At 74.2% G+C, this 21975-nt stretch carries 15 protein-coding genes; 6 read left to right on the top strand and 9 right to left on the bottom strand.

The annotated features are described in order from the left end of the window. Nucleotides 1–25 precede the first annotated feature (25 nt). The gene (locus tag ACME2J_RS17175) at nt 26–1591 is read left to right on the top strand and encodes a D-glucuronyl C5-epimerase family protein (RefSeq protein ID WP_495546164.1); all 1566 of its coding nucleotides are present in this window, start codon (nt 26–28) and stop codon (nt 1589–1591) included. 191 nt (nt 1592–1782) lie between these two features. Next, nucleotides 1783–3453 carry a VanW family protein gene (locus ACME2J_RS17170; protein WP_495546163.1) on the top strand — a complete coding sequence of 557 codons (1671 nt, stop codon included), beginning with the start codon at nt 1783–1785 and terminating at the stop codon, nt 3451–3453. Between the two features lie 39 nt (nt 3454–3492). Here ACME2J_RS17170 and ACME2J_RS17165 read toward each other — a convergent pair whose 3' ends face one another. Then, the gene (locus tag ACME2J_RS17165; protein ID WP_495546162.1) at nt 3493–5403 is read right to left on the bottom strand and encodes a methyl-accepting chemotaxis protein; all 1911 of its coding nucleotides are present in this window, start codon (nt 5401–5403) and stop codon (nt 3493–3495) included. Between the two features lie 133 nt (nt 5404–5536). Here ACME2J_RS17165 and ACME2J_RS17160 point away from each other — a divergent pair, with 133 nt between their 5' ends. Both ACME2J_RS17160 and ACME2J_RS17155 read left to right on the top strand, forming a co-directional pair. Next, nucleotides 5537–6460 carry a 2-hydroxyacid dehydrogenase gene (locus ACME2J_RS17160; protein WP_495546161.1) on the top strand — a complete coding sequence of 308 codons (924 nt, stop codon included), beginning with the start codon at nt 5537–5539 and terminating at the stop codon, nt 6458–6460. A gap of 11 nt (nt 6461–6471) precedes the next feature. Then, nucleotides 6472–7395 carry a Ppx/GppA phosphatase family protein gene (locus tag ACME2J_RS17155; protein ID WP_495546160.1) on the top strand — a complete coding sequence of 308 codons (924 nt, stop codon included), beginning with the start codon at nt 6472–6474 and terminating at the stop codon, nt 7393–7395. Nucleotides 7396–7793: 398 nt separating this feature from the next. On the opposite strand, the gene ACME2J_RS17150 is transcribed toward ACME2J_RS17155, so the two are convergent. Together ACME2J_RS17150 and ACME2J_RS17145 are read right to left on the bottom strand one after the other, a co-directional pair. Further along, nucleotides 7794–9443, bottom strand: a complete 1650-nt coding sequence (locus ACME2J_RS17150; protein ID WP_495546159.1) for an acetolactate synthase — start codon at nt 9441–9443, stop codon at nt 7794–7796. A 115-nt stretch (nt 9444–9558) separates the two neighbouring features. Next, on the bottom strand, nt 9559–10245 hold the full coding sequence (locus ACME2J_RS17145; RefSeq protein ID WP_495546158.1) for a DsbA family protein: 687 nt from the start codon (nt 10243–10245) through the stop codon (nt 9559–9561). A 267-nt stretch (nt 10246–10512) separates the two neighbouring features. Between ACME2J_RS17145 and ACME2J_RS17140 the strand changes: the two genes are divergently transcribed. Then, nucleotides 10513–11184: a winged helix-turn-helix transcriptional regulator gene (locus ACME2J_RS17140; RefSeq protein ID WP_495546157.1), complete on the top strand. Its 672-nt coding sequence runs from the start codon at nt 10513–10515 to the stop codon at nt 11182–11184. A 54-nt stretch (nt 11185–11238) separates the two neighbouring features. Here ACME2J_RS17140 and ACME2J_RS17135 read toward each other — a convergent pair whose 3' ends face one another. From ACME2J_RS17135 to ACME2J_RS17110, 6 genes are read right to left on the bottom strand one after another with little or no spacing between them, the layout of a single operon-like run. Then, nucleotides 11239–12705 carry an MlaD family protein gene (locus ACME2J_RS17135; protein ID WP_495546156.1) on the bottom strand — a complete coding sequence of 489 codons (1467 nt, stop codon included), beginning with the start codon at nt 12703–12705 and terminating at the stop codon, nt 11239–11241. After that, nucleotides 12702–14024 carry an MlaD family protein gene (locus ACME2J_RS17130; protein ID WP_495546155.1) on the bottom strand — a complete coding sequence of 441 codons (1323 nt, stop codon included), beginning with the start codon at nt 14022–14024 and terminating at the stop codon, nt 12702–12704. The genes ACME2J_RS17135 and ACME2J_RS17130 overlap by 4 nt, the downstream gene beginning before the upstream one ends. Further along, nucleotides 14021–15607, bottom strand: a complete 1587-nt coding sequence (locus ACME2J_RS17125) for an MlaD family protein (protein ID WP_495546154.1) — start codon at nt 15605–15607, stop codon at nt 14021–14023. The genes ACME2J_RS17130 and ACME2J_RS17125 overlap by 4 nt, the downstream gene beginning before the upstream one ends. After that, the gene (locus ACME2J_RS17120; RefSeq protein ID WP_495546153.1) at nt 15604–17241 is read right to left on the bottom strand and encodes an MlaD family protein; all 1638 of its coding nucleotides are present in this window, start codon (nt 17239–17241) and stop codon (nt 15604–15606) included. Before ACME2J_RS17120 ends, ACME2J_RS17125 begins: the two co-directional genes overlap by 4 nt. Further along, the gene (locus ACME2J_RS17115) at nt 17238–18827 is read right to left on the bottom strand and encodes an MlaD family protein (protein ID WP_495546152.1); all 1590 of its coding nucleotides are present in this window, start codon (nt 18825–18827) and stop codon (nt 17238–17240) included. Before ACME2J_RS17115 ends, ACME2J_RS17120 begins: the two co-directional genes overlap by 4 nt. Further along, nucleotides 18824–20197, bottom strand: a complete 1374-nt coding sequence (locus tag ACME2J_RS17110) for an MlaD family protein (protein ID WP_495546151.1) — start codon at nt 20195–20197, stop codon at nt 18824–18826. The genes ACME2J_RS17115 and ACME2J_RS17110 overlap by 4 nt, the downstream gene beginning before the upstream one ends. Before the next feature lie 238 nt (nt 20198–20435). On the opposite strand from ACME2J_RS17110, the gene ACME2J_RS17105 reads away from it, so the two are divergent. After that, the coding region (locus ACME2J_RS17105) for an RNA polymerase sigma factor (protein ID WP_495546150.1) at nt 20436–21975 on the top strand (1540 nt) is incomplete at its 3' end.

The following is a 21975-nucleotide window of genomic DNA, read 5'->3' as shown; positions in this document are numbered from 1 at the left end:
CGCCTTCGGTGAGGCCGACGACGCGGTGCCCACCGCGCCCGTCCGCCTGCCCGTCCTCGACGCGGTCGCGTCGCTCACCGAGCAGGCCAGCGACGAGATCGCCGACGGCGCCGAAGAGGTCGACAAGCGCTTCCGGCGCCACGAGCTGAAGGTCATCAAGAAGTCCCGGACGCCGGAGGCGTCGGTGCGCCGCTCCTGGCTGCACCGCAAGATCGACGAGCCGACCGCCGACCGCCATCGCGCCACGCTCAAGGCGGCGCGCAAGGCGGCGGGCTCCCTCGGCGGTGCGCGCGGACGCGCGATGCGCAACGCGCTGAGCGACGTCGAGCGCCTCGCCGCCGCCGGCCTGCTCACGAGCGACCGCCTCCACCCCGTCCTCGAGACGCTGCGCCGCAACACCGACTGGTGGACCCGTCGCGGGGCGCCCGTCGGCAAGGACGTCACCCGGAACACCGACCCGATGACCCTGCGCCACATCTCGGGCCACGGCCTCGTCCTCCATCAGCTCGCCTCCTGGGGCCGCGTCAACTCGCTCGCCCGCAACTGCCTCGACCCGCAGCAGCCGTGCGACGAGGACCGCGTGCGCTCCGCCGTCGACCGGCTCGTCTCCTTCGGCGTCGTTCGCGACGGCGTGCTGCGCTTCGAGTCGACGTTCTCTTTCGGCGGAGCGGCGGCCCCCTGGGTCAGCGGGATGACGCAGGGCACGGCGATCCAGGCGCTCACCCGGGCGGCGCAGATCCTCGACGACCCCTCGTACCTCGAGACGGCGCGCCAGGCGCTCGAGGCCTTCTCCCACCGCCCGCCGCTCGGCGTGTCGATCCCCGTCGGCGAGAGCGGCGGACGGCACTTCGTCATGTACTCGACGAAGCCGGGGCTGCGCGTCCTCAACGGGCACCTCCGCGCGATCCGCGGCCTGCGCGACCTCGCGCTGCGCGGCGACTCCGGCAAGGCGCTCGCGCTCTACCGCCGCGGGGAGAAGGGCGCGCGCAACATCCTGAAGGCGACGGACACGGGGGCCTGGTCGCTCTACTCGCGCGGCGGCGCGGAGTCCTCGGTCCACTACCACGACCTCACGACCGACTTCCTCGCCGACCTCTGCAAGGACGACGCGGGCAAGCGCTACTGCGCGGCCCGCAAGCGCTTCCGGCGCTACATGTGGGAGAAGACGCGGATCGGCCTCCACGTCTCCCACCGGCCGCGCGCCCGGAGCCGGGCCGGCATCAAGGTGTGGGTCTCCAAGGGGAGCGACGTCCGCATCACCGTGAAGACGGCCTCCGGCAAGACCGTGTTCTCCCGCCGCGGCCGCCTCGGACGGGGCAGCCACCGCTTCGGCTTCGTGCCCCGCCGCCACGGCAGGCACGACGTGCGGGTCACCGCGGTCGGGCCGGGCGGCGCCAAGCCCGGCGTCGAGACGGGCACGATCCTCGTCCTGCGCTCGCAGGCGGAGGTGGACGCGGCGAAGCGCGAGAAGAAGAAGGCCGAGAAGCGCAAGGCCGAGAAGCGCAAGGCCGAGAAGCGCGAGAAGGCCGCCAAGGAGAAGAAGTCGGCGAAGAAGAAGGACGCGACCTCCGGCGCGTCCCCGAAGGACTGAGCAGGCCGGCGCCGCGCGCGCCGCCTGAACGGCCCGTTGCAACCGGCAGGGTCGGAGGTCGCCGCCCCGTACCTTGGTGGGTGGTGATCCGCGAACCCACTCGGCCGACCCGGTCCCACCGGCCCGCCCGGCCCCCTCAGCCGCCCCGACGCCCCACCCCGCCGCCCGAGCCGCGCCACCCCGCGCTCGCCATGGCGGTCGGGTTCCTCGTCGTCCTCGTCCTCCCGCTGCTCGTCGCCGTCGGCGTGCGCGCCGCCCACAGCGACGAGGCGCTGCCGGGGACGACGGTCGCGGGGATCGACGTCGGCGGTCTCGACGCCGCGGAGATCCGCGCCCGCCTCGCCCCCGTCCTCGAGCGCGAGCGCGTCCTCGTGCTCGTCGGCCCGGACGAGGAGATCCAGACGACGGCCGCCGCCGCGGGCTACACGCCGGACCTCGACGAGACCGTCCGCCGCGTGCTCGACGCCGGGCGCGACGGCGCCCTCGCCGGCCTTCCCGCCACGCTCACCGGCCTGGTGTCGGACCGCGATGTCCGACCCGCGATCCGCGTCGACGGCGCCGCCGTCGCCCGCGAGGTGAGCCGCGTCGCCGAGGAGGTCGACCGGCCGCCGTTCGCCGGTGAGCTGACGGTCGACCCGGAGAGCCTCGCCGTCGACCTCGTCCCGCCGCGGACCGGACGCACGGTCGACCGCGCCACGCTCGCGAGCCGGCTGCGCGCCGCCGTCGCCGGGACGACGACCGAGCGCATCTCCGTCCCGGTGGACACCCGCCGCGTCGTCCCCCGCGAGAAGGCGGAGTCCGTCCGGCGCGCCGCGGAGGAGTACCTCGAGACGCCGCTGCGCCTCACCGGCGCCGGCGACCCCCTCGTCGTCGAGCCGCAGGAGCTCGCTCGCGTCGTCGCGCTCGAGTCCCTCGACGAGCGCACGGACGCGCGCCTCGGGGCCTACGACCAGCGCCTCGGCGAGCTCGCCGAGACCCTCGGCAAGCGCCGCGACCGGCCGGCGCGCACCGCCGACATCAGCGCTCCGCGCCTCCCGGGCACTCTCCTCGAGGACAAGGGCGCGGTGTCCTGGCGGCCGCGGGAGGCCGACGTCACCGTGACCGGCGACGGACGCCCCGGCCGCCGCGTCGACCGCGCCGGCCTCGCGACGGCGATCGAGGAGGCGATCCGCGCGGGCGAGCACACCGCGGAGATGCCGACCGAGCGCGTCGATCCCGACGTCTCACGCGAGGCCGCCGAGTCGGTCACCGACCTCATCGGCACCTTCACGACCCGCTACGCCCCCGGCCAGCCGCGCGTGACGAACATCCGGACCGCCGCGAAGGCGATCGACGGGACCGTCGTGCCCCCCGGCGGCACCTTCTCCCTCAACGGGACGACCGGCGAGCGGACGAAGGCCAAGGGCTACGTCCCGGCGCCGTTCATCGCCGACAACCAGATCGTCGACTCGGTCGGCGGCGGCGTCTCGCAGCTCTCGACGACGATGTACAACGCGGCGTACTTCGCGGGCCTGCAGATCGACGCGTTCCGCGCGCACAGCCTCTTCATCGATCGCTATCCCGCGGGCCGCGAGGCGACCCTCAACTTCCCCGACATCGACATGCGGTGGACGAACGACACCGACGCGCCGATCCTCGTCCGCGCGGCGACCGACGACACCTCGGTCACGATCTCGCTCTACGGCGACAACGGCGAGCGCCGGGTGCGCGCCGTCCCGGGCGACCGCGAGCCCGTCACCGACGGGAACTTCTCGATCACCGTGACGCGCGTCCTCGAGTACGCCGACGGCAGGACCGTGCGCCAGCCGACGACGACGCGCTACGACAACGAGCGCGAGGTCGAGGAGCCGGCCGACGAGTGAACCCGCCGCCGCCCGGGCGGGCGGCGGCGATGAGCGGCCCTACGCGGCGGCGATGTGGACGACCGACGCGCCGCGGTCGGCACGCGTGTCCGCATCCGTCGCGAGCGTGAAGCGACCGACGAGCTCCTCGAGGACCTGCGCGCGGTTCGCGAGCTCGGAGGCGCTCGCGGCGATCTCCTGGGCCGAGGCGCTCGTCTGCTGGGTCGACGCGGAGACCTGCTCGGCGCTCGCCGAGGACTCCTCGGCGACGCTCGCGACGTCCTCCATGTCGGCCTGCATGCGGCCCGAGGACTCGGCGATCTGCCGGATCGCCTCCGAGATCTGCTGGACGCGATCGCTCATGTCGTCGACCGACGAGCCGATCCGGAGGAAGCTCTCGCGTGCCTGCTCCACCGTCGAGGCCCCCGACTCCGTCGCGTCGGCGCCGCTCTTGACGACGTCCATCGCCCGCTGCGTCTCCCCCTGGATCTCCCCGACGAGACCGCCGATCGACGCGGCCGCCTGCTGGGACTCCTCGGCGAGCTTGCGGACCTCCTCGGCGACGACCGCGAAGCCGCGTCCCTGATCACCGGCGCGCGCCGCCTCGATCGCCGCGTTGAGCGCGAGGAGGTTCGTCTGCTCGGCGATCTTCGTGATCGTGTCGACGATCCCGCCGATCTGGTTGCTCTTCGTGGCGAGGTCGCCCATGACGCCTGTGACGGCGGTCGACGCGTCGCGGACGGCGACCATCGCCTCGGTCGCCTGCGTGACGGCCTCTGCGCCCTCGTGGGCGACGTCGCGGGCCTGCTGGGCGGCGGCGGTCGCCTCGTCGGCGCTCGCCGCGCTCGACTGGGTCGCGGTGACGACCTCCTCGGTCATCCCCTGAGCGCCGGCGATGCTGCGCACCTGGCGCTCGGCGCCGTGCGCGACCTCGCCGATCGCCTGGGCGATCTCGCCGATCGCGCGGCCGGTCTCGTCGCTCGTGCGCGCCATCCGCTGCGAGGCGTCGCCGAGCTCGGTCGCCATCTCGGTGAGCTCGCCGACGAGCTCGCCGAGCTTCGCGGTCATCTCCAGGAACGCGCGGCCGAGGACGTCGGCCTCGCCCTTGGTCGTCACGTCGACGGAGAGGTCGCCGCCGGCGACCCGCTCGACGAGCGCCGCGAACTCCGACAGGTTGCCGCGGAGCTCGTTGTAGGCGTTCACCGACGTCTGGGCCTTGCCGAGCATCGCGTTGAAGATCTCGGCGAGCGCCCCGACCGCCTCGCCGTCGCGGGCGGAGAGCGGGGTGGTCACCGGCACGACCTCGATGGAGACGTCGCCGCGCTCGCTCATCGCGACGATGCCCTTCTGGAGGTTCGTCAGGCAGTGCTGCTCGAGGCTCGTGAGCCGACCGACGAGGTCCTCGAGGCACGAGTGGTCGCCGAGCGCGCGACGGAGGTCCTCGCGGGTCGAGTTGTAGGCCTCGAGCGAGGTCTGGGCCTTCGCGAGCATGGAGTTGAAGATCTCGGCGAGCTCGCCGACCGAGCGGCCGTCGGCGGCGGTGAGCGGCGTCGTCACCGGCGTCACCTCGATCGTGAGGTCCCCGTCCTCCATCGCGGCGAGCCCGCCCTGGAGGTTCGTGAGGCAGTTCCCGTCGAGGGAGCGCAGCCGGCCGCGGAGGTCGTCGAGGCAGGACTCGTCGCCGAGCGCCGCCCGGAGGTCCTCCCGCGTCGCGTTGTAGCTCTCCAGCGCGGACTGCGCGCGGCCGAGCATCGTGTTGAAGATGTCGACGAGCGCCTGCACCTCGGGGTTCCGGGACTCCGCGGTGATCGGGGTCGTCACCGGGGTCGCGTCGACCGTGAGATCGCCGCCGCGCATCGCGGTGAGCCCGCGCTCCAGGCCCGTGAGGCAGTTCGCGTCGAGGCTCTCGAGGCGCTCGCGCAGCTCCGCGACGACGGGATCTCCGAGGCCGCTCTTCCTCTTCCAGAACATGGTGTGTGTCGTCCTTGTCTCGGCTGGTCGTTGGACGGCCCGGGCCCCCCGGACGTACAGGTGCTCGGACCGTTACTCGGCCGCACCGCACCTCGCTTGAGGACCGCGCCGCCCCGCGTGCGAGGATCGACGCGTGGCCACCGTCGCCGTCACGCGCCGACTCCCGGGTTCGGCCCTCGAGCGCCTCGCGGCCGTCCACGACGTGACGGTGTGGCCCGGCGAGGGCCCGCCGAGCCCCGGCGAGCTGCGGACGCTGGCGGCGGGCGCCGACGGCCTCCTCGCCCTCCTCACCGACCGCGTCGACGCCGACCTCCTCGAGGCGGCGCCCCACCTCCGCGCGGTCGCGAACTACGCCGTCGGCCACGACAACATCGACCTCGCCGCCGCGCGCGCACGGGGCCTCGCCGTCGGCAACACGCCGGACGTCCTCACCGACGCGACGGCCGACCTCACGCTCGCCCTCCTCCTCGCCGTCGCGCGTCACCTGCCCGCGGCGTCGGCAGCCGTCCGCGACGGGCGCTGGACGACGTGGGAGCCCGGCGGCTGGCTCGGCCTCGAGCTGCGGGACGCGACGGCGGTCGTCGTCGGCGGCGGCCGCATCGGGCGTGCCGTCGCCGCGCGCCTCGAGGCCTTCGGGAGCGAGGTGCGCGTCCTCGGTCGCGACGACGACCTCCTCGCGGCCCTCCCCCATGCCGACGTCCTCACCCTGCACTGCCCTCTCACCGACGAGACGCGCGGCATCGTCGACGCCGAGGCGCTCGAGGCGCTGCGTCCGGGCGCGATCCTCGTGAACACCGCTCGCGGCGGGCTCGTCGATCAGGCGGCCCTGCGGGCTGCGCTGCGCTCCGGCCACCTCGCCGGGGCCGGTCTCGACGTCACCGACCCCGAGCCGCTCCCGGCCGGCGACCCCCTGCTCGACGCCCCGAACCTCCTCGTCCTCCCGCACATGGGCTCCGCGACGCGCCACGCCCGCGAGCGAATGGCCGATCTCGCCGTCGACAACCTCCTCGCCGCGCTCGACGGCCGCCCGATGCCGCACCCCGTCGACCTGGGATAGCGTCCGCGGCCATGCGCGTCGCCGTCGTCGACATCGGGACGAACTCGACCCGCCTGCTCATCGCCGACGTCGGCGAGGACGGGGCGGTGACCGAGCTCGAGCGCATCTCGACGGTCACGCGCCTCGGCGCCGGCCTCGAGCAGACCGGCGAGCTGTCCGCCGACGCGATGGAGCGCGTCTTCACGGTCCTCCGCGGGTTCCGCGAGCGCGCCGACGCCCTCGACGTGACCCGCACCACCGGCGTCCTCACGAGCGCCGTCCGCGACGCGGGCAACGGCGCGGAGCTCACGCGCCGCGTCCGGGAGGACCACGGGTTCGACGCGCGGACCATCGACGGGACGGAGGAGGCGCAGCTCACCTACCTCGGCGCGACGAGCGACCGGTCGCCGGAGCTTCCCCACCCGGTCGTCGTCATCGACGTCGGGGGAGGGTCGACGGAGCTCATCGTCGGCGACCCCGACGGGGTGCGCTTCTACGTCTCGACCCAGGCGGGCGTCGTGCGTCAGGGGGAGCGGCACATCCGCCACGACCCGCCCGAGCACGACGAGCTCGTCGCCGTCGCCGAGGACGTCCGCGAGATCTTCGCGGCGGGCGTCCCGCCGAACGTCCGTGAGGAGGTCCGCGCGGGCATCGCGGTGGCGGGCACGGCGACGTCGCTCGCCGCGATCGCGCAGGAACTCGAGCCCTACGACCCCGAGCGGGTCCACGGCTACCGCCTCACGCTCGGGACGTGCGAGCTCATCCTCGCCCGCCTCGCGACGATGAGCGAGGACGAGCGCCGCGAGGTCGCGGGCCTCCATCCCGACCGGGCGCTGACGATCGTCCCGGGGGTCGTGCTCCTCGTCGAGGCGATGCGCCTCTTCGATCTCGACGAGGTCGAGGTCTCCGAGCACGACATCCTCCGCGGCGCCGCCCTGCGCGCGAGCGGCTTCTGAGCGCTGCGAGCCCCATCCACGCTGACGAAACTCACCGCAGGCGTGAGTTTCGTCAGCGGGGATGGCGATTCGGGCGGTCGGCGGACCCCCTTCGACCGACTCATCACTTCGCGCTGCCGAACTGGACACTTGTCTGATTGTGCGATCGGGGTCCGCCCCCGATACTGCACGTGTCGGATCGGACGGGTACAGCCTTCAAGGCGACGCTCGAAGGGTCCGACCCCCATAGGTCCGGGCGTAGCCGCATCGAATCGGCGCCTCCCGCCGCCCGGACCACCCCATCAGGCCCCCGATGGCACGTACCCCTGCCCGTCCCGACGGGGCCACTTTGAGGAAGCCGTCCTTCGTGGCGGCTTCCTCTCTTTCTGCGGTCGCCCGCTCGCGGCGGCGCCCGCCCCTCAGGCGAGGTTCGAGCGCCGCGGGTAGGCGATCTGCGGGTCCGTGAGGACGTTGACGAGCGCGGGCTTCCCGGCGCTGAAGGACCGCTCCAGAGCGGGCTTCATCTCCTCGGGCGTGCGGACGATCTCGCCGTGCCCGCCGAGCGCCTCGACGACGGTGTCGTAGCGCCGCTCCGGCGCGAGGTCGGCGGCGACCGAGTAGCCGTAGAGGAACTCCATCGGGTGCTTCTCGAGCGCCCAGATGCCGTTGTTGCCGATGACGCCGACGACGTCGATGCCGAGGCGCGACATCGTGTCGAACTCCATCCCGCTGAAGCCGAACGCGCCGTCGCCCAGCAGGAGGACGACCTGCCGGTCGGGCCGCGCGAGCTTCGCCGCGATGGCGTATCCGGGGCCGCTGCCGAGGCAGCCGTAGGGGCCGGGGTCGAGCCAGCACCCGGGCTCGTAGCTGTCGATGACCCGGCCCGCGTACGAGACGAAGTCGCCGCCGTCGCCGATGATGATCGCGTTGCGGTCGATGACCTCCGACAGCTCCTTGTAGACGCGCATCGGGTGGAGGGGGCCGCGGGGGTCGTTGCGCTCCTCCTCCTCGGCGGCGCGCTTCTCGGTCTCCGTCGCGCGGAGGCCGTCGACCCAGCCGGCACGCGCGTCCGCCGAGCCGGCGGCACCCGTGCGCAGCGCGTCGATGATCGTGGTCAGCCCGCCGTAGAGCTCGGCGGCGACCGCGCGCGGGTGGTCGCGCACGGGTTCCGCCCGGTCGATGACGATGAGCTCGGCCTCCTCGCCGAACGCCGCTCCGAAGCCGAGCCGGAAGTCCATCGGAACGCCGATGACGAGCGCGACGTCGGCGCCCTTGAGGGCGTCGCTCCGGGCCCGGGAGAACGCCAGCTCGTGGTCGGCGGGGACGCAGCCGCGGGCGAGGCCGTTGAGGAAGACCGGGATGCGGAGCTCCTCGGCGAGCGCGCGCAGCGCGTTCTCGCCGTGGCCCCAGTAGAGGTTCGTCCCGGCCATGACGACGGGCCGCTCGGCGTCGCGCAGCAGCGCGATCGCGCGGTCGAGCGCCGCGCCGTCGGGCTCCGGTCCCCCGGCCATCGAGGGGAGCACGACATCGGAGGCCGGCTCTTCCGCCTCGCCGAAGACGTAGTCCATCGGGAAGTCGACGAACGTCGGCCCGCTGTGGGGGGTGACGGCGGCCACGAGCGCGTCGTCGACCATCCCCGGGATCTCCGCCGTCGACGACGGGGTCGCGGCGTACTTCGTGAGCGGGCGGACGAACGGGATGTGGTCGATCTCCTGCAGCGATCCCATCCCCCACCGCATCGCCGGGGCGCGGCCGCCGAGGACGAGCATCGGCGACTGGTTCATGAGGGCGGACCCGAGCGCGCTCATCCCGTTCGTCACCCCGGGCCCCGCCGTGAGCGCGGCGACGCCGGGCTCACGGGTCACCTTCGCCCAGCCCTCGGCGGCGAAGGCCGCGGACTGCTCGTGACGGACGTCGACGAGGTCGATGCCCTCCTCCCGGCAGCCGTCGTAGATCGAGAAGATGTGGCCGCCGGAGAGCGTGAAGAGCTTCGTCACGCCGTGGGCCTTCAGGCGCCTCGCGACGAGGCGACCGCCGTGGAGTGTGGACTGCTCCGCGCTCGTGCTCATACCGGCCACCCTACCCGTCGGCGACGGCCGGTGCGTCGTTGTCTGAACGATGGCGTTCAGACTCGTCGCCGGCGCTGCCGACGCAGCGTCCCGGGCCCCGCCCGCGGGGAGACGCTCAGATCCGCGCGGGCCGCGGAGCCGATGCCCGGTGGGCGACCAGGGCCTCGCCGAGACGCTCCTCGCCTCCGAACGCGCGCCCGTCCACCAGCACGCCGGGCAGCCGGCGCAGGCCCGCCCGGCGGGCGCGGAAGGTCGCCTCGACGAGTGCGACGTCCCGCGTCGCGTCGCGCGCCGCGCGCAGCGTCTCGATCATCCCGAGCCCGGCCGCGGCCGCGGCCTCCGCGAGGATCTCCGGATCGTCGACGTCGAAGCCGCCGCAGTACGCGAGCCGGCCCGCGGCGAGGGCGAAGCGCCACGAGACGCCCCTCTCGGCGGCGAGCGCGGCGACGCGGCGGACGGCCGTGCCCGACCCGGGTCCGCTCTCGGGCCAGACGAGCGGGAGGCCCAGGGCCGCGGCGCGCGCGCCGATGGCCGCCGTGCGCTCGGAGTCCGGCGTCGCGCCGATCGGCGCGCACGGGACCCACTCGGCGCCGGCGAACCAGCGCTCGATGCGCTCGGCGGCGAGATACGTGCCGGCCGCCGCCGGGTCGAAGCAGAAGACGGGCGCCTGCGCCGGGCGCGGCTCGAGGGGGTCCCCTCCCCCGGCACCCACGCGCCGTCCGAGACGGTGCGCGCGGCCCGAGCCCGTGCTCCTGCGGCACTCGTCCAAGCTGATGAGCTCCCCCACGGGGCTGACCTCCATCGTCCGGCGTCGTGCCTTCCCCCAGGCGCGGCGCCCTTCCACCCGCGAGAACGGCCGTCGTCCCGCCGACTTGCGCGCGTGCGCCCAAGTTGGCGCATCGGGGCGCATGGGTTTTCTGGTCCGTCATCGTGGGTATGCCTTTCCAATCTCGCGATGGAACGCCCCTCGTCGTCAGCGCACCTCACTAAGGTGCCTCGGGAGCGCGCCGTTCGCCGGTCACCCGTCCCTCAGCACCACGTCACACAAGGAGCCGTCGCCATTCCTTCCGTGCCTCCTCCCAAGCGCCACCCGTACGACCAGTGGGCGCCCGACGCGCGCGCCCTCGATCTGGTCGGCGACAAGTGGACCCTCCTCATCGTGAGGGACCTCGTCGGTGGGCCTCGGCGCTTCGTCGAGCTTCAGCGGGTCCTGCCCGGAATCTCGACCGAGCAGCTCCGCTCGCGGCTCAATCGCATGGTCGCGGACGGGCTCCTCACGCGGCAGCGCTATCGCGAGGTCCCGCCACGCGTCGACTACGAGCTCACCGAGCGCGCCCGCGACCTCATGCCCGTCATCAGCGCCCTCGCTCGGTGGGGGTCGCAGTGGGCGTGGAGCCCGCCCCGAGGCGGCGAGTCGATCGACGTCGGGGCGATCTTCCGGTCCGTCCCCGGCCTCGCCCTCCCGTCGTCGATGTCCGGCACGGTCGAGATCCAGGTGGAGCGCCCGGACGGCCAGCTCAAGCGCTACGTCCTCCAGGTCGCGCAGGGCCGCGTCAGCTACGAGGAGCGCTCCGAGCCGGGCGCCGACGCCCGCATCTCCGGGACCCAGGACGCCTGGGTCGAAGCCCTCGGGCCGAACCAGGCGCGGGGGTCCCTCGAGGTGACCGGGGACGCGTCGCTCGCCGGCGGCGTCCTCGACGCGCTGAGCCCGGTGGCCGTCGCCGAGGCGCAGGTCGCCTGACACCGATCTCGCCTCGCCGGGCGCCGTGGCGGCGGCGCCCGACGAGGACGCTTCTCAGCGGCCGCGCGTCCCGTAGTCCGCGCGCTCGATGCGCGGATACTTGCGCGTGTTCCCCTCCGGCACGGCCGGAGCGGGCTGGACCCAGCACGACGGCATGTCGTTCGTGTCCGGCAGCTCGGTCTGGTACGTCCCGTCCCCCGGCTCGCCGGTGTTCGCGCAGTCGAAGTTCGGGAAGATCATGCGCCGTGCCCGCTCGGGCCCCTGCAGCGCTCCCGGGTTGAGGTAGGCGTTGCCGCGCGAGGCGGCGGGCCGCTTCGAGAGCATCGCGAGCGTGTCGGCGCCGACCGGCCCGAACTGCCGCAGGTAGTGGCCGCGCTCGAACGAGTTGCGGGTGGGGACCGTGTCGGCCAGCGCACCCGCGCCGTTCGAGATGAAGTCGGCGACCGTGATCTGGTGGTACTCGAGCCACTGCAGGACCGGGTTGAGCTCCTCGAGGAACGGCTGGAGCTCGCCGAGGAGCGGCCTCGCAGCGTCGAGGACCTCCCGCGTCGCGGGAAGACCGCGGCGTGAGGCCTCGATGAGCGGATCGAGATCGGTGAAGAAGCGCCGCAGGTCCAGGGCGGCCGCACCGAGGTCGGCCACCGCCGGACGGAGGTCCCGCAGCGCCGGCCCGAGATCGCGGACGAGCGGGTCCGTGTCACGGGAGAACCGCTCGAGGCGGGCGAGGAGGAAGCGCGACTCGTCGAGGAACGTCGGGAAGATGCGGAAGCTCTCCGCGAGCGCCTCCTGCTGGGCGCTCGTCGCGCTGAAGACGTCGTTCGAGCTCGTGATGAGCGTCGAGAGCTGGTCCTCGCGCTCCGTGAGGGCGCCGAAGACCGCGCCGGTGTTGCGCACGAGCCGCTGCACCGCGCGCTCCTGGACGTCGAGCACCCCGAGGACGTCGCTCGCGTCGGCGGCGAAGCGCGGGAGCGATCCGAAGGCGTCGTTGAGGTCGCGGCCGCGACCCGTGCTCGCCTTCGCGAGCTGCTGCTGCCAGGTGCGGAAGTCCGCGCGCGTCTCCTCGTCGAGGGCGTCGAAGATCTCGTCGAGCTCGGTCGTCTCCGCGACGCGGGCGTCCGCGAGCCATCCCCCCTCCTCGACCGCCGGCGCGCCCCGCGTGCCGGGCGTGAGCTCGACGTAGGTCTCGCCGAGGAGGGTCTTCTGGCGGAGGATCGCCCGCGCGTCCGACGGGAGCGGCGCGAAGCGCGGCTCGAGCTCGACCGTCGCGACGGTCCGGTTCGGGTGCGCGTCGTCGATCGACTTGTCGCGGACCTTCCCGACCGACACCCCTGCGATGCGCACGTCCGCCTCGAGGCCGAGCTGCGTCGCCTCGGGGAAGGCGATCTTCACGCGGTAGCCCTGGGGCTTGAGCGGCGTCGAGCCGCCGAAGCTCACCCAGAGGAAGAGGAGCAGGCCGAAGCAGGACAGCGCGAAGACGACCATGACGAGGATCCGCGGGAGCGTCGGCGCCTGCTTGATCATCCGAGCACGTCCTCGCAGATCGTGGGGTCGCTGAGGACGCTCGCGAAGAGGAGGCCGAGCCCGGGGACGGTGTCGGCGATCTGCGCGACCGTGCCGCAGGTCCCGGCGATCGTGATCGGCCGGAAGGGCCCGTTCGCGTCGCCGCTGGAGAACACCGCCGCCCCGTTGTGGAGGAGCCAGGCGGTCCAGAAGAGGTAGCCCTCGTCGCGCGAGCGGACGCCCGGGCCCTCGCGGCCGCCCTGGTTGTAGCCGAGGAGGTTGACGAAGGCGTTGAGCGCCGTGAACGACCGCGTGAGGTCCGGCGTCGCCGAGGCGAGGTCGGCGGCGGGGGTCTCGAGGTCGTCGACGACCGGGCGGGCGGCGCGGACGAAGGGCCGCACGCGCTTCTCGAGGACCGGGGCGGCCTCTCGGACGAACGGCAGGACCGCGCGGTTCGCCTCGTCGAGGCGGCGCGCGGCGGGCCTCAGCGCGGTGACCGCGGGGCCGAGCACGTCGGCGAAGCGCTCGACCTTCGCGAGCGTCGAGGTCGTCTCACGCAGCGTGTCGGGCAGCCGGTCGACCGCGGCGCCGAGGTTGTCCTGCTCGCTCGCGAGCGCGCGCATCGCGGTCGCGCTCGTGGTGACGAGCTCGGCGAGGTCCTCGCCCTTGTCGGCGAGCTCGGCGTTGAGGCGGCCGAGGCTCGTCACGAGCCGGCGGAGGTTCTCGTCGCGCCGCGCGACGAGCCGCGTCACGCGGGCGAGGTCGCGGTGCGTCGGCTCGAAGCGCCGCAGCACCTCGCGCAGGTCGTCACCGCGATCCTCGAGCCCCTCCCCCGCGTCGCCGAGGAGCAGCTTGAGATAGTCGCGGGTGTCCGCGTCGAGCGAGGCGAGGATCTCGTCGGGGTTGACGTCCGGGAGCGTCGAGTCGACCGGGATCGTGAACCCCTCGGGAGCGGGCGGGGCGTCCTTCGAGCCCGGCGTGAGCTCGATGAACATGTCCTTCAGCCCGGTCTTCGGACGCAGGAGCGCGCTCGCGTCGGTGCGTACGAGACCCTCGCGGTCGGCGTCGATGTCCATCGTCACGACCGCGCGGCCGTCGACGAGCTCGACCTTCGAGATGTCGCCGATGCGCACGCCGGAGACCCGCACGGTCTGGCCCTGACCAGGCGTGACGGCCTGCGCGGTGGAGAACTCCGCGCGCAGCTCGAACGGCTCGTCCTCGATGAACGGGAAGCGCAGGCGCTGCTGGTCGAGGATGTAGCCGCCCACGACGACCGCGATCGCGAACAGGACGAGGACGGCCGCGAAGTCGCGTGCGTGGATGCGGATCGCGCGCGTCACCGTCCGCCTCCCGTGGCCTTCTTCGCGGCTGCCCGGACGGCGGCGAGCGTGTCGCGCGTCGCCTCGCGCGTGATGACCCGCAGGTCGAGGCCGCGGGCCTCGACGTCCTTGCGGGCGCTGCGGACCGCGCGGCGCAGGAGCTTCTCGTAGCGCTCGCGACCCGGCCCGCTCTCCGGCACGACGGCACGCCGGCTCTGGCTCGGCGGCGGCGCCGGGATCGACCGCAGGTCGGGCGCCTGCTGCGTCTCGCAGGCGACGTCGGCGCGCAGCGGGCTGCGGCCGCCGGTCGGCGGCGGCGGGTTGACGCCCTGGATCGGCCGGTCGGTGAGGAGCATCGCGCTGCTGTTCGTGAGCCCGGTGACGAAGGTGCCTCCCGCGACGAGGACGCGGAACCACTGCCCGTTCGCGTCACCGGAGCGGCTCTCGCCCGCGAGCCCGCTGAGGCCCTTCGCGGCCTCCTCGAAGACGGGGCCGGTGGCGGGGAAGTCCGCGTCCTCGATCGTGCTCGACGACCACGGGAGGAGGACCTCGTTCGTGCAGCTCGCGGTGAGGCGGTTCTGCTCGAGGAGCGGGACGCTGCGGTCGGTGAGGCGGGCGAGCGACGGCACGACGCTGCGCAGGTCGGCGCTGAGGCCGCGCAGCTCGCTCTCGCCGACGAGGCCGCGCGCCTGGCGGACGAACGGCAGCGTCTCCTCGAGCGTCTCGGTCGAGGAGCGGACACCGGGGCGGAGGTCGCTCGCGAACGCGCGCAGCGGCGGCAGGGCCTGGCGCAGCGCGGCGAGCGCCGGCCCCGCGGTGCGCAGCGTCCGCGGCAGCTCCTCGACGGCGGCCGTGAGCTCGCGGTCCTCGCTCGCGAGAGCGCGGGCGACGGCGGCGAAGTCGGTGACGAGGCTCTTGAGCGCCTCCGGCTCGCTGTCGAGGGCGGCGGCGACGACCCCGGCGTCCCGGATGTAGGCGGAGAGGTCGCCCGCCTTCTCGCCGGTCGCGGCGTCGTTGACGATCGCCGAGTCGCGGTACGCGCTCTCCCAGAAGCGCTGGGAGCGGCGGAATCCGCGGGCGCCGTCGCCCTCGAGGCCGGCCGCGAACTCGTCGAGCACGACCTTGAGGTCCTCGCGGGTGTCGCTCTGGAGCGCGGTGAGGACCTGGTCGAGCTGGACGGGAGCCGCGGTCTGGTTGATCGGGATCGTGTCCCCGTCGCCGACGGTCGGCGCGGAGGGCGAGCCGGGCTGGAGGTCGACGAAGAAGTTGCCCTCGAGGAAGATGCGCGGCCGGATCTTCATCGTCGCGTCGCTGTGGATCGGGAGGCCCTTGTCCTCGATCGCCATGACGACGCGTGCCGCCTCGGCGCCCGGGCGGACGCGCTCGATCGACGTGACCTCCCCCACGTCGACGCCGGCGATCCGCACCGGGGAGTTCGTCCGCAGGTTGTTCGCCGACGGGAAGACCGCCTCGAGCTGGAACGGCTCGTTGACGAACGGGACGTCCTTCGCGAAGCCGAGGTAGGTCCCGACGACGACGACGGCGATCGCGAGGAGGCCGGCCTGGAAGCGCGAGAGCCGGGAGCGTGTGCGGCGCGGGCTCACGGGTGGAGGACCTCCGGGTCCTTCGGCGCCTCGGGCGCCCGCTCGACGGGGACGCGCGGGACGTCGACGCCGCGGCCGCCGGGCCGGTGCGTGAACGTCTGGCCCTCGGGGACGCGCTCGGGGTTGAGCGTGACGCCGCGGCCCTCCCGGTCGAAGCGGCGGTACGTCGGCCCGACGCGCGGGAGGGTCGTGTCGTCGGGCGTGTCGACGAAGACGTCGCGGTACGGGTCGCCCGGGATCGAGCGGTCGCGGAACGGGTTGTGGCTCTGCGCGTACCCCTGCTGGCCCGCGCCGCAGTTCGCGCGGCCGTCGGGGAGGACCGCGGGCGCGTGGAAGGCGTTGTGGATGCGCGTCGGCGTCGCGCCGGGCTCGGGGCTCTCGTCGCCGTTGGCGAACTCGTTGGCCCCCATCTGGCCGACGCCGTCCCCGCCCGGGATGCCCGGAGGCGCCTCGTTGAGCAGGACGCGCTGCTGGCTGCCGGTCTGCGTCGGCGACGAGAGGTGCTCGGCCGCGAAGGTCCAGAACACGTTCCACGAGTTGCAGACGGTGACGTACGGGCCGAGGAAGCGGAGCGTCGGGTTGAGCGTGCCCATCGTCGCGGTGAGGCCGCGGAGCGCGCCGAGCGTCGTCGGCGCGCGGGCGAGGTCGCGCAGCGAGACCATCGTCGCGGCGAGCTCCTCGTTGAGCGGCTCGCTGCGGGCGAGGACCGGCGTGCCGGTCTCGACGGCGTCGTTGATCGTCGGCAGCGACTCGCGCAGCTCGGCGCTCGCGGCCCGGAGGTCGCCGGAGAGCGCCGCCACGCGGCCCAGGAACGGCCGCTGGACGCGGAGCGACCGCGTGCCGACCTCGAGCGTCCGCGGCGTGCGGCGGATCGTCTCCTGCAGCGCCGCGGGGTCGGCCGAGAACGCGTCGAACGTGTCGGCGAGGAACGTGAAGAGCTCGGCGTTCGCGCGCGAGACCGGGGCGACGACCCGCGCGGCGTCACCGAGCTCGCCGAAGAAGCTCTCGAGGTCGGTCCGCGGGTCGGAGAGGTTCTTCGCGACGCGCCCGAGGCGCGCGAAGAGGTCCGGCGCCTCCCCGAGCGTCGCGGAGAGGTCGCCGCCGCGACCGGTGAACGCGTCGCCGTAGACCTCGAGGTTCTCGCGGGAGGCGGCGCGCGTCGGACGGTCGAAGGTCGAGAGCACCTCGTCGAGCTCGGTCGTCGCGGCGCTCTGCTCGACCTGGAGGGTGCCGCCGTCCGGCAGGGTCCGCGGCGAGTCGCCGACGGTGAGCTCGACGTACTTCAGCCCGAGCGCCGAGCGCGAGCGGATGACGACGCGGCTGTCGACCGGGACGTCGCCGATCTCCTTGTCGAGCTTGAGGCGCGCGCGGGCGCCGACGCGGCCGTCCGAGAGCCGCGCGGGCGTGATCTCGTCGAGGACGCCGACGCGGTAGCCGCCGGAGCGCACCTCGTTGCCGGGGACGAGGTTCGAGCCGTTGGGCAGCTCGACGACGAGCTGCGTCGTCGGGACGAACGGCAGCCCGTTGTTCGCGTTGTAGGCGAGGAAGACCGCGACGGTGAGGATGAGCACCGTCACCGCCCCGACGAGGACGGGGTTCGCGACGATCGAGGCTCGTGAGCGGCGCCCGTTCATCGGCCGAAGAGGTAGTCGAGGAGCATGTCGCGCTCGAGGAGCGGGGCCCGGTCGGCGAGGTCGGGGAGGAGCTTCTCGGGGCGGAGCGCCTCCGGGACGAGCTTCTCGAGGTCGGGGATCTCGATCTCCGGCAGGCCCGGGAGGAGCGGCGCGGGCTTCGGGGCCGGGGTCGCGGGTGCGGGCGCCTCGCCGGGGGCCGTGTCGGGCGAGGGGAGCGCGTGCGCGGGGACGTCCGGCGCCTCGTCCTTCTCGTCCTTCCCGCGGCGGCGCTTCGTCGGCCGCTCGGGACCGGCGGACGGGTCGGGGAAGTTGATGCCCGGCTGGTTCGGGCCGAGCGCCGAGGCGCACCCGTCGGTCGCGGGATCCTTCGCGCGCTTCACGTCCGCGTACGCCGAGCACGGGCTCGTCGGCGGGATCACCGAGACGTTGAGGATGTGCGAGTTCTGGTCGTAGATGTTCGTCGAGAGGACCTGGTCGTAGACGTACTGCAGGAGCGCCTCGAAGCCCGTGTAGCCCTTGCCGCCGGGGCTGCGCTCGTCGGGCTCCACGGCGGCCTCGCGGTCGTTCAGGTGCTCGAGGACGAAGCGGAGGTTCTTCCCGACCTCGGGTGCCTGGCCGCCGAACCGGGCCAGCTCCTTCACCGGCTCGGCGGCGGCCTCGACGGCCTGCTTCCCGGTGACGGACGCCTCGCCGAGCGAGCGGATCGCCGGGCGGGACGCCTCCGCGAACGGCCCGAGGTTCTCGAGCAGGCGCTCGAGCTCGCCCGAGGTCGCCTGGAGGTCGCGGAGGGCGGGCGTCTGCTCCGTCGCCACGTCGCCGAGCGCCGCCATCGTCGGACGCAGCTCGGCGAGGAAGCCGGGGAGGCGCCGGAAGCCCTCGGCGAGCTCCTCGCGACGGGCCGCCGACGCGCGCGCCGTGTCGCGCGCCTCGACGACGAAGCGCCCGACGTCGTCGCGGTTGTCGGCGAGGTCCGTGATGACCGCGTCGGCGTCGCGGGCGAGGTCGGCGAGCACGCGGTTCTGGCGGGCGAGCGTCGCGAGCACCTCGTCGGTCTCGCGCAGCGCCGGCACCGCCCGGCGCAGCGCCGAGGAGAGGTTCGCGCCGTTGCCCCCGACGCCCGCGCCGAGCTCGCCGATGAGGATCGCGAGGCGCTCGCGGTACGGCCGCCGGAGGATGTTGTTGACGAGGTCCGGCGGGATCGTCGACGCGGTCCGGGAGACGGGGATGCGCGTCCCCGGCCGCAGCTCGCGGGAAGAGGAGCCCGGGAGGCAGTCGAGGAAGTACTCGCCGATGAGCGACTGCGGCCGGGCCTCGCAGCGGACGTCCTCGCGCAGCGAGCCGAACCCGTTCTCCGTCACCTCGAAGTCGACGACCGCGCGGTTCGTCTCCTCGTCGAGGTCGAGACCGGTGATCGTCCCGGCGCGCACGCCGGCGACCTTGAGGTCGCCGCCCTCGACGAGGCCGAAGGCGTTGTCGAGCTCGGCGCTGTAGGAGACCGAGTCGGTGCGCACGTCGTCGGCGCCGGCGACGAGGAGTGCGCCAGCGACGGCGAGGACGGCGAGGAGGAGGGAGGCGAGCCGTCTCATGGGCCGGGCGGCACCTGCGTCTCGTCGCAGTTGTAGTCGGGCGTCGGCTTCCAGATCGAGCCGCGCTCGAGGGCACCGGGGCAGCGGTTGCGCTGGTTCGTCTGCGCGACGGCGCGGAACGCCTCCTCGCGGAGCTCGGGCGGGATCGGCTGCAGCACGCCGTTCAGCAGCGTGAAGAGGTTGAGGTGGAGCCCGACGCGGCTCGCCCCGCCGAGGGCGTCGTAGATGCCCGAGTGGCTGAAGTCGTCGAACCAGCCGGTGAGCTCGGGCGCGTAGGGCCGGACGAACGCGAACTGCGGCGTCGAGCCCGCGAGCGCCTTCGTGCTCGCCGGCAGGGCGCCCTCCCGCCGCGCGCCGTTGCGCTGGGCCGGCCGCGTCGCGATCGCGGCGAGGTCGGGCTGGGCGTTCGTGAGGTCGACGAGGTCGTCGGCCTTCCCGTCGGAGCGCAGGAGGCGCGAGAGGTCGCGGAGGGTCGGGCGGGCATCACGGGCGAACGGCCGCAGCTCGCGGAGGACGGGACGCAGCGCGGCGACGGCCGGGCGGCTGTCCCGGACGAGCGGGTCGAGGTCGTCGAGCGTCGCGCGCAGCGATGCGAAGGTCGTGTTCGACCGCCGCATGAACGACGGGAGCCGGCCGATCGCCTCCGCGAGCGAGTCGCGCCGGACGCCGATCGCGCGCGTCGTCGTGGCGAGGCCGTCGACGAGGCCGGCGAGCGAGTCCCGGCGCTCGGCGAGATCGGTGACGAGACGCGAGCTCTCGACGACGAAGCGCTCGAGGAGCGGCTCGTCGCGGTTCAGCTCGGAGAAGAGCCGCGAGGTCGCGGCGAGCGAGGGGTTGAGGTAGAGGAGGCCCCGGTTCGCGGCCTCGGGGTCGCCGTCGTAGCTGCGCGCGAAGCCCTCGATGACGCCTTGGAGCCCCTCGCGCGTATCGGCGTCGAAGGTGTTGAAGAGCTGGTCGAGGTCGACGGCGCTCGTCGTCTCGGTCGTCTCGAGCGTGCCGCCGTCGGGGACCTCGTCCGCGTCGCCCGGCCCCAGCCGCAGATCGACGTACCGGTTCGCCACGCCGGAGAGCGACGCCTGGCGGACGGTGGCGCGCGTCCCGCGGCGCAGCGGGGAGTAGCCCTCGTCGTCGATCGTGAGCGTCACCTCGGCGAGGCCGTCGTCCGTCACCTCGATGTCGGTCACCTCGCCGATGGGCCGGCCGGCGACCTGCACGAGGTTGCCGTTGACGAGCTGGCTCGCGTTCACGAAGCGCGCGGTGACGCGGTAGTCGCCGCCGCCGCCCCCGAGAAGCAGCACGGCGACGAGCGCGAGCACGAGGAGACCGGCGGCGAGCGCCCCGACCTGCCCCTTCGCCCTCGCGTTCCGCACGACCTGAGCCCGCCCTTCCTCGCAGCGCCGAGACGCGGACTCCCTTCCGCGCCCCCTCTCCCTGACCACCCGAACGGGGGGAGACCGCGGAACTTGCGGTCGATCGCGTCTTGGCACGCTGACGGTCTGTGACCGGTCTTGACCGGCTCCGATGAGGGGTTCGTGAGGATCCGGAGCACCTGCGGCGCCCCTGGCAACTTCCATGCGATCGTGGTGTTCGCTCCTGGTGAGCGCCTGTATGGACTTCAGCACCGCGATCGATCACGCCGGGCAGGGACTGCGCGGCCCCACCCCCCTCCTGCGTCTCCAGGGCGACGAGCGCCTCATCGCGCTCACCCGTCGCGGGAACCAGGCGGCCTACGAGACCCTCGTCGGCCGCTACCAGTCGCGCCTTCTCTCGTTCTGCCGGCACATGCTCGGGTCCCGCGAGGACGCCGAGGACGTGCTGCAGGAGGTCTTCGCGGCCGCGTTCAACGCGATCCTCGCCGACGACCGCCCGATCAACGCCCGGCCCTGGCTCTACCGAATCGCGCGCAACCGCTGCCTCAACCATCTCCGCCGCCAGCAGGCGATCGGCGTCGACTCGATGGACGTCCACCTCGCCGACCACGGCACGACGACCGCCGACCGCGTCCACAAGCGCGAGGAGTTCCGCCAGCTCGTCTCCGACGTCCAGGACCTGCCCGAGACCCAGCGCACCGCCCTCCTCCTCCGCGAGATCGACGCGCTCTCCTACGAGCAGATCGCCGAGGCGATGGAGACGACGGTCCCGTCGATCAAGTCGCTGCTCGTCCGGGCCCGCGTCTCGCTCGCCGAGGCGGCCGAGGCGCGGAAGCTCACCTGCGAGGAGGTCCGCGTCGAGCTCGGCGAGATCGCCGAGGGCCTCACGCGCAGCTCGCCGCCGATCCGCCGCCACGTGCGCCAGTGCGAGCGCTGCGCCACCTTCCGCAAGGAGCTGCGATCGACGAACAAGGCGCTCGCCGCCGTCTTCCCGGTGGGCCCGCTCCTCCTCCTCAAGAAGTTCATCCTCGCCCAGGGCGCGGCCGGCACGGGCGCCGCGGCGTCCGGTGCCGGAGCGGGCGCCGTCGCGAGCTCGGCGGCCGCCGGCTCGGCGCTCGGAGCGGGCATCAGCGCGATCGGCACGAAGACCGCCGCCGGTCTCGCGGCCGCGGCGATCGTCACGGCCGGAGCGGTCGAGGTGGACCACGTCCGCAAGTCGGAGGTCGAGCGCGCCGACCCCGCGCCGGCGATCGCCGCGATGCCCTCCGCCGAGGAGCCGACCGTCGTCGCGAGCGCTCCGCAGCCCGCGACCGCCTCCCCGGCGCCGCCCGCGCCGGCCCCCGCGCCCGCCGAGCCGACGCCGGCACCGGCACCGGCCGACGAGGAGAAGGACGAGGCGGCGACGGCGGCCTCCGACGACGCCGAGCCGACGTCTCCGAGCCCCGATGCTCCGGCCGAGGAGCCCGTGGCCGGCGAGCCCGCGACGACACCGGACCCCATGGGCGCGCGTCCCGCCGCCCGCCCGACGGCCCCGGCCCCGCTGCGACCGACGCAGACCGGCTCCGACACGGTGAGCCTCGCGCCGTCCAGGCCGGCGAGCACCGGCGGCGTCGCCGCACCGGCTCCTGCCCCGCCGGTCGTCCCGACGGTCGCCCTGCCCGTCCCGGCACCCGCTCCGGCTCCGGCCCCCGCACCCGCCCCGGCTCCTGCACCGGCCCCGGCGCCCGCCCCGGCGCCCGCGCCCGCCCCGGCGCCCGCGCCGGCCCCCGCACCCGCGC

It is taken from the genome of Paraconexibacter sp., assembly GCF_059438195.1.
The sequence above is the reverse complement of the archived record's forward strand: the minus strand, read 5'-3'. Positions and strand labels throughout refer to the sequence as shown.

Coding starts and splice junctions, on each gene's coding strand:
- ACME2J_RS17145 (WP_495546158.1), bottom strand. CDS start 10,245: ATGGAGGTCAGCCCCGTGGGGGAGCTCATCAGCTTGGACGAGTGCCGC.
- ACME2J_RS17165 (WP_495546162.1), bottom strand. CDS start 5,403: ATGTTCTGGAAGAGGAAGAGCGGCCTCGGAGATCCCGTCGTCGCGGAG.
- ACME2J_RS17155 (WP_495546160.1), top strand. CDS start 6,472: ATGCGCGTCGCCGTCGTCGACATCGGGACGAACTCGACCCGCCTGCTC.
- ACME2J_RS17115 (WP_495546152.1), bottom strand. CDS start 18,827: ATGAGACGGCTCGCCTCCCTCCTCCTCGCCGTCCTCGCCGTCGCTGGC.
- ACME2J_RS17135 (WP_495546156.1), bottom strand. CDS start 12,705: ATGATCAAGCAGGCGCCGACGCTCCCGCGGATCCTCGTCATGGTCGTC.
- ACME2J_RS17120 (WP_495546153.1), bottom strand. CDS start 17,241: ATGAACGGGCGCCGCTCACGAGCCTCGATCGTCGCGAACCCCGTCCTC.
- ACME2J_RS17170 (WP_495546163.1), top strand. CDS start 1,783: ATGGCGGTCGGGTTCCTCGTCGTCCTCGTCCTCCCGCTGCTCGTCGCC.
- ACME2J_RS17150 (WP_495546159.1), bottom strand. CDS start 9,443: ATGAGCACGAGCGCGGAGCAGTCCACACTCCACGGCGGTCGCCTCGTC.